Raw genomic sequence first — 13,642 nt, 5'->3', positions numbered from 1 at the left:
AATCCGTATGTCACTGGTTCGAGTCCAGTCAGAGGAGCCAAATTTGAAAAGCCTGCTTTTAAAGCAGGCTTTTTGCTTTTCTGCGTTCGGTAAGTTTGTCGGGTGGCGGCTGCGCCTTACCCGATCTACGGTCCTGTAGGCCCGGTAAGCGCAGCGCCACCGGGCATAGCAAGCTTCACCGGCATCCCCGACCGCCGTTCCAGCTCAGCGGCTGCACCCTCGCTCACAAGCTGCGACCGCAGTGCAGCCGTAATGGGTAGCGGCACCTTGTTGGTCGATTCAAATTCAGCACGATTGCGTGAAAGTGGCTCGTGGACCTCAACCCAGCGGCTGCCGTCCGGCTCGGTTGTCACTTTTACGGGCTGATCGATAAGCTGTACCCGCGTCCCCTCCGAAACGTTATCAAACAGGTATTTGATATCGTTATTACGCAGGCGAATGCAGCCCTGGCTGACGCGCAGGCCGATGCCGAAATTCGAATTGGTACCGTGTATAGCGTACAGCCTGCCGATATAGAGAGCATACAGCCCCATCGGGTTATCCGGCCCGGCGGGAACGAACGCGGGCAACGTTTTCCCCTCTTTCGCGTAAGCGCGCCGCGTGTTGGGCGTCGGTGACCAGGTTGGGCCTTCCTGCTTGCGCTCTACGGCGGTTACCCAGTTACGCGGCGTCTCGCGCCCGGCCTGACCAATGCCAATAGGCAAGACCTCAACCGTATTGCTGCCGGGTGGATAATAGTAAAGACGCATTTCCGCGACGTTCACCACAATCCCCTCGCGCACCGTTGGCGGCAAAATTAACTGCTGCGGCACCACCAGCTGTGTACCGGCACGCGGTAAAAACGGATCTACCCCCGGGTTAGCTTCCAGCATATTGCTCAACCCCTGCCCGTGCTGCGCTGCAAACGCTTCGAGCGGCAGGGTATTGCCTTCAGGTACGGTGACGGTTATCGGCGCTCCCACCAGGCGGCTCCCCTCGGGAGGCAGCGGGTAAGTGACAGCAGATGCAGCGGGAACCAGCATACAAAGCGTAAAAACGAACGCGACAAATCGAATCATAGTGTTCTGTACTCATCCAAAAGAGAAAGCCTGCCGGTGGGCAGGCTTATCATACTCACGCAATCACTTTTTCGTCGTGCGCCATCTCCGGGTAAGGACTTTTTCCGCTTCAACGATCATGAACATCGCAAACCCGACCAGGAAAGTAATGATCCAGTAGCGGAACGGCAGCGCCTCGGTACCGAACAGCATTTGCATGAACGGCGCATAGACGATCAGAAGCTGAAGCGCCAGCAGCACGCCGCTCACAATCCATATCCCCTTGTTAGCCAGCAGACCTTTACTCAGGGAGAAGCCGTCGGTGACGCGGCAGTTGAGCATGTAAAACCACTGGGCAGTCACCAGCATTTGCAGCAACACGGTGCGGATGAACTCCGGCGAGTAGCCGCGCGGTTGTAGCCAGGCCTCCAGCACAAAGGCGCTGATGGCGATCATCAGGCCGACAAACACCACGCGCCAGATGGCGTAACCGTCCATCACGTGCAGGTTAGACTTACGCGGCGGCCGGTTCATGATGTCCTTCTCACCCGCTTCAAACGCCAGGCCAAACGACAGCGTTGCCGAGGTTGCCATGTTCATCCACAGGATCAGTACCGGTGTTAGCGGGATCAGGTTCCCCGCCAGCAGGGCGATAATGATCAGCAGAGCCTGGGCGATGTTGCTGGGGATCACGAACAAAATGGTCTTTTTCAGGTTGTCGTAGACCCGACGCCCTTCATGGACCGCCCTGGCAATGGTGGCAAAGTTATCGTCCGTTAACACCATGTCGGCGGCTTCTTTGGTGACTTCAGTACCTTTGATCCCCATCGCGATGCCGACGTCCGCCCGCTTCAGCGCCGGCGCATCGTTCACCCCGTCCCCGGTCATCCCGACCACTTCCTGTTTACTTTGCAGCGCCTGCACCAGGCGGAATTTATCTTCCGGGCTGGTTCGGGCAAAGATATCGTATTTTTGCGCCGCGTCGCTCAGCTGATGGTCGTCCATCGCCTCCAGCTCGCGCCCGGTGATGGCGCTCGCCGCGTTGCCAATACCCAGCATCTGCCCGATGCTCATCGCCGTTTGCGGATGATCCCCGGTGATCATTTTCACGCGAATGCCCGCCTGTAGGCAGTCGGCAATGGCCGTAATGGCTTCCGGGCGCGGGGGATCCATCATGCCCGCGATGCCGAGCAGAATAACGCCCTCTTGCAGATCGGCATGGGTCAGCTCCCGCTGGCCGCTGGCGGCCGGCTTCCAGGCCGCAGCCACCATGCGCAATCCTTCGCGCGCATACTCTTCAATCTTCTCTTCCCAGTAGTGCAGGTTGAACGGCTCGAGCCCGCTGTGGGTCTGCTGGTGCTGACAAAGACGGAAAAGGACGTCCGGCGCACCGGTAATTAACATGACCTCTTCGTCGCCCAGACGATACAGGGTGGACATGTATTTGTACTGCGAATCGAATGGGATTTTACTGCGCAACTCGGCATCAACTGCTGGCAGCGGAATTTTGGCCGCCAACACCTTCAGCGCGCCTTCGGTGGGGCCGCCGGTGATTTTCCATAACCCCTGCTCATCTTTGATCAGCTGGCTGTCATTACAGAGATCGACGGTGCGCAGATAGCGCTCCAGCACGGATCCCTGGGTCACGCTGACTGGCGTCGGATCGTCAACAGGGTGAATAGTGCCCACCGGCTCGTAGCTGTCGCCCTCCACGCGGTAGGTGGTGTCTGCGGTAATCACCGCTTTTACCGTCATCTCATTCATGGTCAGGGTGCCGGTTTTATCCGAGCAGATAACCGTCATCGCCCCCAGGGTTTCCACGGTAGGCAACTTGCGAATAATCGCCTTGCGGCGCGCCATCGCCTGCACGCCCAGCGAGAGGATGATCGAGATAATGGCCGGTAATCCTTCCGGCACCGCGGCCACCGCCAGGCTAATCAGCGACAGCACCAGCTCTGAAACGGGCATATCGCGGAAGATGAGGCTGAAAACAAACAGCGCCAGCATCATGACCAGAATGGTGATGAAAATGGTCTTGCCGAGCTTGTCCATTTGCACCATCAGCGGGGTACGGTGTTTTTCAATGTCCGACATCATCTGGTTGATATGGCCGAGCTCGGTCTCGCCGCCGGTCGCTACCACCAGCCCTTTCCCCCCGCCGGAGCTGACCGTGGTGCCGGAATACAGCAGGTTGTAACGGTCGCCTAACGGCAGTTCGCCGCTGAGCGCATCGCTGCTTTTCTCCACCACGGTGGATTCGCCGGTGAGGATAGCCTCTTCCACCCGCAGGTTGTGCGCCTCTATCACGCGAAGATCGGCAGGAATGCGATCTCCGGCGCGTATAACCACGATGTCTCCCGGCACCAGCGCCGTGGTGGGGATGGTTTCATGGCTGCCCTGCCGGATGACCACCGCCTCGCTGGAGAGCATATTGCGAATACTTTGCAGCGATTTCTCCGCATTGCTCTCCTGAATATGGCCAATCAGGGCGTTAATGACGGCCACCCCGAGAATGACAAACATATCCACCCAGTGTCCCATTATCAGCTTCAGCAGCGCCGCCACCAGCAGAACGTAAATGAGAACATCGTTGAAATGGGCCAGAAAGCGCAGCCAGCCGGGTTTACCCGGTTTTTGCGGTAAGGCATTTTCACCATATTTGTCCAGCCTGACGGTGGCTTCCGCACTGCTAAGTCCGTCCAGGCTGGATTGGATATTTGTCAGGGTTTCATCAACGGTCTGTTGATAATACGGACGGTGAGGCTTTTCTGTTATCATCGTTCCTTCCTCGGGTTCTTTTCAGAAATCACCTTGCTTTCATGCAATTAACGAATAACGAAAACAGGAACATGCGCATAACGAACGATACTCGCCGCCTCTGACCCTAATAAGTGGGTTTGAATATTTGGATTGCGCGACCCCACAATAATTGCGCCGGCGTTAAGTTCATCCGCCAGTTTGATCGCCTCATCACGTATATTCCCGCTGCGAACGTGAAGATGAACATTTTCTTCCGGCAGGTTGATTTTTTTTACCAGCGCGGCAAGTTTTTCTTTAGCATTATTAACCATATATTCATCCATCTTTCTCGCGTCTGCAATAAAACCGCGGGTCAGTTCAGCCGAGAACTTTGGCATAACGTACAGCAGATGAACGTCACCCGATGCGCTTTGCGCGAGGAACTGGGCATGCTGTAGCGCTTTATCTGACAGCGCTGTTTCGTAAACATCCACCGGCACCAGAATCGTTTTATACATATCAAGCATCCTTTTTATAACCAACACAGCTGTGAGTGAATCAGGAGAGATCGCATCAAACCAGGGGGTATATGCGCAAAGGCCTTTTCGGAAAAAAGGGATGAATGCTATTAAACGTAGCACAGGAATATCAGGTTGTTATTCAAAGCGAATACGCTATCGTCACACATGTTTCGCCTTAGCCTGCCACGCCAGTAATAATGGTTATTTAACATTTATTTATTCACCGACTATGCTCATAGTCAGGCATGCAATACGTTTATTCATATTTACCCTGCGCCACCTTCTACCTCATGGAGGAATGCATGTACGGTTTAAGCCTGATTCGCCTTGGTTTGTTTATCGCGCTTGCCATTATCGCCAGCACAGCAATCGGTTTATTTACCTATGTGGTCGTCTCGGCCCTGGCAGAATAGCGCCACCCCAGCATTGATGACGAAATAAATAAAACAATTATTATCAGGGGAATACTGTGAAGCGCTACGTCTCTCTTCTGCCCGCTGTGTTATTACTGCTGACGGCGTGCGATCCTAAACCCGATCGCGCCGCGCCCCTGCCGAAAATGGTAAAAGTCGCAGAGGTGGTGAAGGCCGGCAACGCGCAGCAGCGCGTCTTTCCCGCCCGCATCGAATCCGGCGACGCTACGGATCTCGCGTTCAAACGTGCCGGGCAGATTGAGACCCTGGACATTCGCCAGGGCGCCGTTGTCAAACAGGGGCAACGGCTCGCCAGTCTTAACGATCGTGAAGCCCGGCAGCGTCTGAACGACAGGCAAACGGCGGCAACCCTGGCGCAGAGGCAATTTGACCGCTTCCAGACGCTGGCGGGACGCCAGGCCGTGTCGAAGGCCGAGATGGATGTCCAGCGCGCCAGCCGCGATTCTGCAAACGCCGCGCTACAGATTGCGCGAGAAGAATTGAGCCAGATGACGCTCGTCGCCCCCTTTAGCGGGACAGCGGCCAGCGTCCATGTGCGAAATCATCAGGTCGTGTCAGCCGGCCAGCCCATCGTCACATTGACCCGTACAGACCTGCTGGACGTGGTGTTCAGCCTTCCGGAAAATCTGTTTAAAACCTTCGATATCCGCAATGCGCAGTACAGACCGGTGGTGAGGATCAATGCCCTGCCCGGGCGCGAGTTCACCGCAGTGTACAAAGAACACTCGGGCAGTAGCGACAGCAACACCCTGACCTGGCAGGTGATTTTAACCATGCCCCGCCCGGATGATTTTCCCGTTGTGGGCGGCGTCAGCGGGACGGTCACCGTCAATTTAACCGACCTTCCGGCGGGCGTGGGCAGCGAGGCGCTGGTGGTGCCGGTTGAGGCGGTCTTTAGCCCGGATAACCGCCCGCGCAATGAGCCGCACGTCTGGGTGGTAACGGGCGAAGGCGAAACGTTGCACCTGGAAGATCGAAAGGTCAGCGTGGGGCAAGTTAGCGCTGAGGGCATCGTCGTCGTCGACGGGCTTAAGGCCGGTGAACGCGTGGTGGCCGCAGGCGTGGGCGAGCTACACGCCAATCAGCCGGTACGCATCTGGACGCGTGAACGGGGACTGTAATGGATATCTCTCGTCAGTTTATCAGTAATCCGGTTCGCGTCTGGCTGACTATTCTGCTGCTGGGCGTGGGCGGCATTATTGCCCTGCTGAACATCGGCAGGCTGGAAGATCCGGCGTTTACCATCAAAACTGCGGTGGTGATCGCCCATTATCCGGGCGCGTCGGCGCAGCAGGTTGAGGAAGAGGTCACCCTGCCGCTGGAAAACGCGCTACAGCAGCTCCCTTACCTCGATAACGTCAGCTCCATCTCCTCCAACGGCCTGTCGCAGATCACGGTCAATATTGCCTCGCGCTACCACTCAGATGAGCTACCGCAAATCTGGGATGAGCTGCGTCGCCGGGTGGGAGATGCCGCCCGACAGTTTCCGCCGGGCGTAGTCGCCCCGTTTGTGAATGACGATTTTGGCGACGTGTTCGGCTTTTTCTTTGCCATTTCCGGCGATGAATTCAGCAATCCGGAACTGGTGCGGTATGCCGAGCAGCTGCGCCGGGAGCTGGTCCTTGTACCGGGCGTGGGCAAAGTTGCCATTGGGGGTGCCATCACCCAGCAGATTAACGTGGACATCTCTCTGACCAAAATGGCCGCCCGCGGGATAACGCTGAACCAGCTTTCCGGCCTGTTGAGCAGGCTGAACGTGGTCTCCAGCGCCGGAGACATTCCCGCCGGGACCGAGTCCATTCGCCTGCATCCTACCGGGGAATTCGAGAATATTGACGAGCTTGCCGATCTGATCGTAACCCCGCCCGGCGCTGGGGCGGCTACCCGCTTGCGGGATATTGCCACCCTGTCGCGCGGGCTGGATGCCTCCCCCTCCAGCATCTACCATGCCAACGGCAGAAAAGCCGTCACCATGGGCGTCTCCTTTATCCCCGGCGTAAACGTGATCGACGTGGGGCATGCGCTGGAGGCGAAGCTTGAGCAGATGTCAGCCGAAAAGCCGGCAGGCATCCATATCGACCTGTTTTACGATCAGGCGGCGGAGGTCGGTGATTCCGTTAACGGATTTATCATTAATTTCCTGATGGCGCTGGCGATTGTCGTCGGTGTGTTGCTGATCTTTATGGGCGTACGCAGCGGGATCATTATCGCCTTTTCCCTCGCGCTCAACGTGCTGGGCACGCTGCTGATCATGTATCTTTGGGGCATTGAACTTCAGCGCATTTCGCTGGGGGCGCTGATCATCGCCCTCAGCATGCTGGTGGACAATGCCATCGTGGTTGTCGAAGGGGTACTGATCGCCCGGCAGCAGGGCTCACCCCTGCTGAGCGCCATTAACCACATTATTCGCCGTTCTGCGCTGCCGCTGCTGGGGGCGACGGTCATCGCCATCCTGGCCTTCGCGCCCGTCGGGCTGTCGCAGGACTCCACCGGCGAATACTGTAAGTCGCTGTTTCAGGTTCTGCTGATTTCGCTCATGCTGAGCTGGTTCTCTGCCCTCACCATTACGCCGGTGCTGATCAAATGGTGGCTGTTTAAACACGACGCTGCGCCGCCAGAGGCCGACAAAACGGACCCCTACGACAAACGCATCTATCGCATTTACCAGGGTTTGCTTAAGGCGCTGTTGCGGCGTAAAGCGCCAACGCTGGTGGTGATGGCCGCGCTGCTGGCAGCCGCCATCTGGGGCTTTGGCTCGGTGCGGCAGAACTTCTTCCCCTCTTCCAGTACGCCGATTTTCTTTGTCGACCTCTGGCTCCCTTACGGTACCGACATTAAATGGACCGAGAAGATGACCGGCGATATCGAGAAAACCATCAACGGCCAGCCAGGCGTGGAAACCACGGTCTCGACGATCGGTCAGGGAAGTATGCGTTTTATTTTGACCTACAGCGGACAGCGCCAGTACAGCAACTATGCGCAAATCATGGTGCGGATGGATGACCAGCGTAATATCTCCGCCCTGACCCGTCACGTTGATGAGTACATCGCCCGGAACTATCCACAGGTTAACGCCAGCACGAAACGGGTGATGTTTGGTCCTTCCGGCGACAGCGCTATTGAAGTGCGTATTAAAGGTCCTGACCCGGACAGGCTGCGCCTGATCGCCAGCCAGGTAGACAATATCCTCACGCGCGATCCGGCCACGGACAGCGTCAGGAACGACTGGCAAAACCGCAGCAAAGTGATCCGCCCGCAGTACGTTACCGCGCTGGGCCGCGAGCTTGGCGTGGATAAGCAGGACGTGGATAACGCACTGGAGATGAATTTCTCCGGCAGCCGGGCGGGGCTGTACCGTGAAGGCAGCGATCTGCTGCCCGTGGTGGTGCGCCCGCCGGAAAGCGAGCGGCTGGACGCCAATCACCTGAATAACGTCCTGGTCTGGAGCCAGACCCGGCAGCAGTATATCCCGCTGAGCAACGTCGTCAGCGGCTTCGCGCTGGAGTGGGAAGATCCGCTTATTCTGCGTCGCGACCGCTCCCGCGTGCTGACCGTGCAGACCGATCCCGACCCCCTAAGCCAGCAAACCTCCGGCGATATTCTCGCCCGGGTGAAGCCGCAAATTGATGCGCTCCCCCTGCCCCACGGCTACAGCATCGAGTGGGGCGGGGACGCGGAGAACTCCAGCGAAGCGCAGCAGGGGCTGTTCACCACGCTGCCGCTCGGTTATCTGGTGATGTTTGTGATCACGGTGCTGATGTTCAGCTCGGTGAAAAACGCCGTCGCTATATGGCTGACCGTGCCGCTGGCGCTGATCGGCGTGACGCCGGGGTTTTTACTGACCGGGATCCCCTTTGGCTTTATGGCGCTGATTGGCCTGCTGAGCCTGAGCGGGATGCTGATCCGCAACGGCATTGTGCTGGTAGAGGAGATAGAACAGCAGAAAGCGCAGCAGGATCAGCACAGCGCGATCGTTTACGCCGCCACCTCGCGCCTGCGCCCCATCCTGCTCACCGCCTTTACCACCGTGCTCGGGCTCGCTCCTCTGCTGCTGGATGTGTTCTTCCAGAGCATGGCCGTTGTGATTATGTTTGGACTTGGGTTTGCTACAATCCTGACGCTGCTGGTACTCCCGGTAATTTACGCGTGTTTCCATCGTAAGGACGAAGCTGAACAACAATGAATGCGACAGGGCTGAACATCATCAAGACGCTGGGCTGTATGACGGCGGTGACTTTCTTCACCATCTACAATACCTGGGATCGGTATGATTATGACTATCACTGGATCCTCGGCTTTTTAACGTTTATCTCGACCATCGCCACGCCGCTGTTTTTTGTGGTGGCGGGCTATCTGGATGGGCAATCCCGCCACGGCACCCGCTGGCAGCTTGATAAGATCAAAAGCCTGGTGATCGTCTTTCTGTTCTGGGTGACCATTTACTACCTGTGGGAGCCCTATCAGCGCGGGTATCTGATCCAGCCCTGGTTCGTGTTCGCGTTTATCGTAATTTACACATTTCATCCGGTGGTGGAGTGGCTCAGCCAGCGGCGAACGCTTTTCGTTGGGGTAATTGCCGCCCTGCTGCTTTTCTCCTACGGGTACGATTTGCTGTCAGCACTCTATCCTGACGTACATGTCCTTTCGCTGTCGCCGCAGTATCGCCTGTGGACGTGGCTGCTGTTTTATCTGACGGGACAACTCTTTTGCGATCCGCACATCGCGGCGTGGATCGGCCGCAAAAACGTGGTCAGGGCAGCGGTGATTGCCATCCCGTTTATCTATCTGTTCACGTGGTTTTACGAGCGGCACTTCTTTTTTGCCCTGTTTAAAGCGGACAGAAACGCCTTTATCCTCACCGGATCGCAAATCTACATTCTGATTATCGCCCTGGTGATCGCGGCCAACGGCGTGCGCTTTCGCCGCAATGCGGAGTTTAAAGAGTCCGTGCTGGCCGCCATTAGCAAAACGATGACCGGGGTCTATATTATGCACTACTCGGTGTTTCACCTGCTGACGGCGCTCATTCCGGTGACCTCTCTGAGCATCAAGCTGGCCCTGATTGTGCTCACCTTTATTACGTCGGTCCTGTTTTCGCTGCTCATCCTCTCCAACGCGGTGGCCAAAAAGGTCATTACCCTTTAAAAGCCCAGCCGCAGCCAGGCAAACAGCACGTTGCCGTTGTTGTAGGTGCCGGGAATATAGGTGAACTGGACGGTAACGCGCTTGTATCCAGCTGAGAACAGGGGAAAGATAAACGGCAGCGGTACGTAGTTGGCAAAGTCGTCGCGCGCGGTGATCCCCGCCGCGGCGCCCAGCCCCAGACGGAAATCTTTCGCGTTATCCAGATACCAGCCCTTCTCCCAGCCGTAGCCCATCGCGGGCTGCCACTCGTTGTGGGAATCTTTAAACATCATGGCGAAGAGCGCGCTCCAGTTGCCCTCGTCGTTGTAACGAGACACACCCAGCCCACCGCCCCACGGCATTTCGTTGTAGTTGTCTGTTTTCTCTTTGTCATACATGAAGCGGGCGTGCCAGCTCAGAAACGGCAGGTAGAGATCGTAACGCTCCGGCTGCTCCCAGGTCTGGGAAATATCGTCCGTGACCGCATCCCACCAGCGGTGAATGCGCTGTTCGCCATAGACTTTCGGCTCCGCATGCAGCGGCGAAACCACCAAAAACAGGACTACCCAGAGTGCAGGAAAGAGGCGTTGCATCGTTATTCCCTCAGCTTACGTCACGCAGCGATCACTATTACTGTAAACCATTCAGCCCTAACCGGAGCCAAACAGGCTGATTTATATTGGGCCCGGTTAAGATGAAATTTATTTATTCAGCGCTTTCAGGAAAGATAAAAACGTTTTCTCTGGCCGCCCGTCGCGGTAGTCTCATACCTTCCGTCACGATGACGGCCGCAATGTGAGTGACCTTTTCTTATACCAATAATTAAAAATCAGTACAGACAGGACAACTATGGACTCCACCCTCATCTCCGCTCGCCGCAGCGAGGAGACGCTTTCGCTGAACCGCGCCCGCCGCGCCGCTTTAGGTAGCTTCGCGGGCGCCGTCGTCGACTGGTATGACTTTCTGCTCTACGGTATTACCGCTGCGCTGGTATTTAACCGCGAATTTTTCCCCCAGATTAGCCCCGCCATGGGCACGCTCGCCGCGTTTGCCACCTTTGGCGTCGGTTTTCTGTTTCGTCCGCTGGGCGGCATCATTTTCGGCCACTTCGGTGACCGCCTTGGCCGGAAACGGATGCTGATGCTCACCGTCTGGATGATGGGCATTGCCACCGCGCTTATCGGTATTTTGCCTTCCTTTGCGTCGATTGGCTGGTGGGCCCCGGCGTTGCTGGTAACATTGCGCGCCATTCAGGGCTTTGCCGTCGGCGGTGAATGGGGCGGCGCGGCATTGCTGTCCGTGGAAAGCGCGCCGGAGCACAGGAAGGCGTTTTACAGCAGCGGCGTGCAGGTGGGTTATGGCGTGGGACTACTGCTTTCCACCGGGCTGGTGTCGCTCATTAGCCAGCTCACGACAGACGAGCAGTTCCTGAGCTGGGGCTGGCGCATTCCGTTTATTTTCAGCATTGTGCTGGTCATCGCGGCCCTGTGGATCCGCAACGGCATGGAAGAGTCGGCTGAGTTTGAGCAGCAGCAGCGCGAAAAACCGGTCGCGAAAAAAAGGCTGCCGGTGATGGAAGCGCTGGTGCAGCACCCTGGCGCTTTTCTGAAAATCATCGCCCTGCGCCTGTGCGAACTGCTGACCATGTATATCGTCACCGCCTTCGCCCTGAACTACTCCACCCAGAACCTCGGCCTGCCGCGTGAGCTGTTTCTGAACATTGGCCTGGTGGTGGGCGGGATCAGCTGCCTGACCATCCCCTGCTTCGCCTGGCTCGCGGATCGGTTTGGCCGCCGCCGGGTTTACATCACGGGCGCGCTTATCGGCACGCTCAGCGCCTGGCCGTTCTTTATGGCACTGGAGGCGCAGTCGGTGTTCTGGATCGTCTTCTTCGCCATCATGCTCGCCAACATCGCCCACGATATGGTGGTGTGCGTGCAGCAGCCGATTTTTACCGAGCTGTTCGGCGCCAGCTACCGCTACAGCGGCGCGGGCGTGGGATATCAGGTGGCGAGCGTGGTCGGCGGCGGGTTTACGCCGTTTATCGCCGCCGCGCTGGTGACCTTCTCCGGCGGGAACTGGCACAGCGTGGCAATTTATCTGCTGGCAGGCTGCCTGCTCTCCGCCGCGACCGCCCTGTTCATGAAGGAAACGCGCTAGGCCGATCTCCTCACTTTAGTTTCACGGGCGTGTGACATACTATCGGGTATTGCCGCACACCTGTGGAACAAGGAGACAGACATGAATAATAAGGGCTCCAGCCTGACCCCGGCTCAGGCGCTGGAAAAACTCGACGCGCTGTATGAGCAATCCGTCAACGCACTGCGCAGCGCCATCAGTGAATATATCGAAACAGGGAAACTTCCCGATGAAAAGGCCAGAACTGAGGGCCTTTTTGTTTATCCATCGCTCTCTGTCACCTGGGACGGCAGCGCCAGCAGCAATCCGAAAACCCGCGCCTATGCACGTTTTACCCACTCCGGCTGTTACAGCACGACCATCACCCGCCCTGCGCTGTTCCGCCCCTACCTGGAAGAACAGCTCACGTTGCTGTATCAGGATTACGGTGCGCATATATCCGTGGAACCGTCGCTGCACGAGATCCCTTACCCGTACGTGATTGACGGCTCGGCGCTAACGCTGGACCGCTCCATGAGCGCGGGGCTGACGCGCCACTTCCCGACCACCGAGCTTTCGCAGATTGGCGATGAGACGGCGGACGGAATTTATCACCCGGCAGAATTTTCACCGCTCTCGCACTTTGACGCCCGCCGCGTGGATTTTTCGCTGGCGCGCCTGCGCCACTACACCGGCACCCCAGCCGAGCATTTCCAGCCGTTCGTGCTGTTTACCAACTACACCCGCTACGTGGACGAGTTTGTTCGCTGGGGCTGTAGCCAGATCCTCGATCCGGATAGCCCTTACGTCGCCCTGTCTTGCGCGGGCGGGATCTGGATCACCGCTGAAACCGAAGCGCCGGAGCAGGCCATTTCCGACCTGGCGTGGAAAAAGCACCAGATGCCGGCCTGGCACCTGATCACCGCCGACGGCCAGGGCATTACGCTGATTAATATTGGCGTTGGGCCGTCGAACGCGAAAACCATCTGCGACCACCTGGCGGTTCTGCGCCCGGACGTCTGGCTGATGATTGGCCACTGCGGCGGCCTGCGCGAAAGCCAGCTGATTGGGGATTACGTTCTCGCCCACGCGTACCTGCGCGACGACCACGTCCTTGACGCGGTTCTGCCGCCGGACATTCCTATCCCGAGCATCGCGGAAGTCCAGCGCGCCCTGTATGACGCCACTAAAGAGGTGAGCGGTATGCCGGGTGAAGAGGTGAAGCAGCGCCTGCGCACCGGCACGGTGGTTACTACCGACGATCGTAACTGGGAACTGCGTTATTCCGCCTCCGCGCTGCGCTTTAACCTCAGCCGCGCGGTGGCGATCGATATGGAAAGTGCCACCATTGCGGCGCAGGGCTACCGCTTCCGCGTCCCTTACGGCACGCTGCTGTGCGTGTCCGATAAACCGCTGCACGGCGAGATCAAGCTGCCGGGCCAGGCGAACCGTTTTTACGAAGGGGCGATCTCAGAGCATCTTCAGATTGGTATCCGCGCTATAGATTTACTGCGTGCCGAGGGCGATAAACTGCACTCCCGCAAGCTGCGCACCTTTAATGAGCCACCGTTCCGCTGATAACAAGGACACATCACGCATACCACTCACCCGGCCTGGAATTCGTAGGTCGGGTAAGCCGAGCGCCACCCGACAAGTTTACCGAACGCAG

General features: G+C 57.6%; 9 protein-coding genes. 5 read left to right on the top strand and 4 right to left on the bottom strand.

Annotated elements, in window-relative coordinates; all coding sequences use genetic code 11:
• Positions 1–125: 125 nt before the first annotated feature.
• The 3 genes from ldtA to E0L16_RS21755 all read right to left on the bottom strand — a co-directional run bounded on the left by ldtA (position 126) and on the right by E0L16_RS21755 (position 4,294).
• Complete coding sequence (gene ldtA / locus E0L16_RS21765) at positions 126–1,058, bottom strand: L,D-transpeptidase (protein ID WP_131638287.1); 933 nt, start codon at positions 1,056–1,058, stop codon at positions 126–128.
• A 63-nt stretch (positions 1,059–1,121) separates the two neighbouring features.
• A complete protein-coding gene (locus E0L16_RS21760) occupies positions 1,122–3,815 on the bottom strand; it encodes a cation-transporting P-type ATPase (protein ID WP_131638285.1) in 2,694 nt (897 codons plus the stop codon).
• 47 nt (positions 3,816–3,862) lie between these two features.
• Positions 3,863–4,294 carry a universal stress protein gene (locus tag E0L16_RS21755; protein ID WP_063868381.1) on the bottom strand — a complete coding sequence of 144 codons (432 nt, stop codon included), beginning with the start codon at positions 4,292–4,294 and terminating at the stop codon, positions 3,863–3,865.
• A 472-nt stretch (positions 4,295–4,766) separates the two neighbouring features.
• Between E0L16_RS21755 and E0L16_RS21750 the strand changes: the two genes are divergently transcribed.
• Genes E0L16_RS21750 through E0L16_RS21740 form a run of 3 tightly spaced genes read left to right on the top strand, consistent with a single transcriptional unit; the run spans position 4,767 to position 9,876 of the window.
• Entirely contained in the window at positions 4,767–5,852 is a 1,086-nt protein-coding gene (locus tag E0L16_RS21750) for an efflux RND transporter periplasmic adaptor subunit (RefSeq protein WP_165498436.1), read from the top strand.
• Positions 5,852–8,914, top strand: a complete 3,063-nt coding sequence (locus E0L16_RS21745) for an efflux RND transporter permease subunit (RefSeq protein ID WP_131638283.1) — start codon at positions 5,852–5,854, stop codon at positions 8,912–8,914. Before E0L16_RS21750 ends, E0L16_RS21745 begins: the two co-directional genes overlap by 1 nt.
• Positions 8,911–9,876, top strand: coding sequence for an acyltransferase (locus E0L16_RS21740; protein ID WP_063868378.1), 966 nt, complete (start codon positions 8,911–8,913; stop codon positions 9,874–9,876). Before E0L16_RS21745 ends, E0L16_RS21740 begins: the two co-directional genes overlap by 4 nt.
• On the opposite strand, the gene pagP is transcribed toward E0L16_RS21740, so the two are convergent.
• The gene (gene pagP, locus E0L16_RS21735) at positions 9,873–10,448 is read right to left on the bottom strand and encodes a lipid IV(A) palmitoyltransferase PagP (protein WP_131638281.1); all 576 of its coding nucleotides are present in this window, start codon (positions 10,446–10,448) and stop codon (positions 9,873–9,875) included. The genes E0L16_RS21740 and pagP overlap by 4 nt on opposite strands.
• 256 nt (positions 10,449–10,704) lie before the next feature.
• Here pagP and shiA point away from each other — a divergent pair, with 256 nt between their 5' ends.
• Together shiA and E0L16_RS21725 are read left to right on the top strand one after the other, a co-directional pair.
• Complete coding sequence (gene shiA, locus E0L16_RS21730) at positions 10,705–12,015, top strand: shikimate transporter (protein ID WP_131638279.1); 1,311 nt, start codon at positions 10,705–10,707, stop codon at positions 12,013–12,015.
• Between the two features lie 81 nt (positions 12,016–12,096).
• On the top strand, positions 12,097–13,551 hold the full coding sequence (locus E0L16_RS21725) for an AMP nucleosidase (protein WP_131638277.1): 1,455 nt from the start codon (positions 12,097–12,099) through the stop codon (positions 13,549–13,551).
• Positions 13,552–13,642 lie beyond the last annotated feature (91 nt).

The sequence above is a fragment of the Enterobacter quasihormaechei genome (assembly GCF_004331385.1).
Classification (GTDB): Bacteria; Pseudomonadota; Gammaproteobacteria; order Enterobacterales; family Enterobacteriaceae; genus Enterobacter; species Enterobacter quasihormaechei.
Note: the sequence above shows the minus strand (reverse complement) of the source record. Positions and strands in the feature narration are given on the sequence as shown.

What these genes read in the sequence shown, in the direction of transcription:
- ldtA (WP_131638287.1), bottom strand. Translation starts at nt 1,058, where the DNA reads ATGATTCGATTTGTCGCGTTCGTTTTTACGCTTTGTATGCTGGTTCCC.
- E0L16_RS21760 (WP_131638285.1), bottom strand. Translation starts at nt 3,815, where the DNA reads ATGATAACAGAAAAGCCTCACCGTCCGTATTATCAACAGACCGTTGAT.
- E0L16_RS21755 (WP_063868381.1), bottom strand. Translation starts at nt 4,294, where the DNA reads ATGTATAAAACGATTCTGGTGCCGGTGGATGTTTACGAAACAGCGCTG.
- E0L16_RS21745 (WP_131638283.1), top strand. Translation starts at nt 5,852, where the DNA reads ATGGATATCTCTCGTCAGTTTATCAGTAATCCGGTTCGCGTCTGGCTG.
- E0L16_RS21740 (WP_063868378.1), top strand. Translation starts at nt 8,911, where the DNA reads ATGAATGCGACAGGGCTGAACATCATCAAGACGCTGGGCTGTATGACG.
- pagP (WP_131638281.1), bottom strand. Translation starts at nt 10,448, where the DNA reads ATGCAACGCCTCTTTCCTGCACTCTGGGTAGTCCTGTTTTTGGTGGTT.
- shiA (WP_131638279.1), top strand. Translation starts at nt 10,705, where the DNA reads ATGGACTCCACCCTCATCTCCGCTCGCCGCAGCGAGGAGACGCTTTCG.
- E0L16_RS21725 (WP_131638277.1), top strand. Translation starts at nt 12,097, where the DNA reads ATGAATAATAAGGGCTCCAGCCTGACCCCGGCTCAGGCGCTGGAAAAA.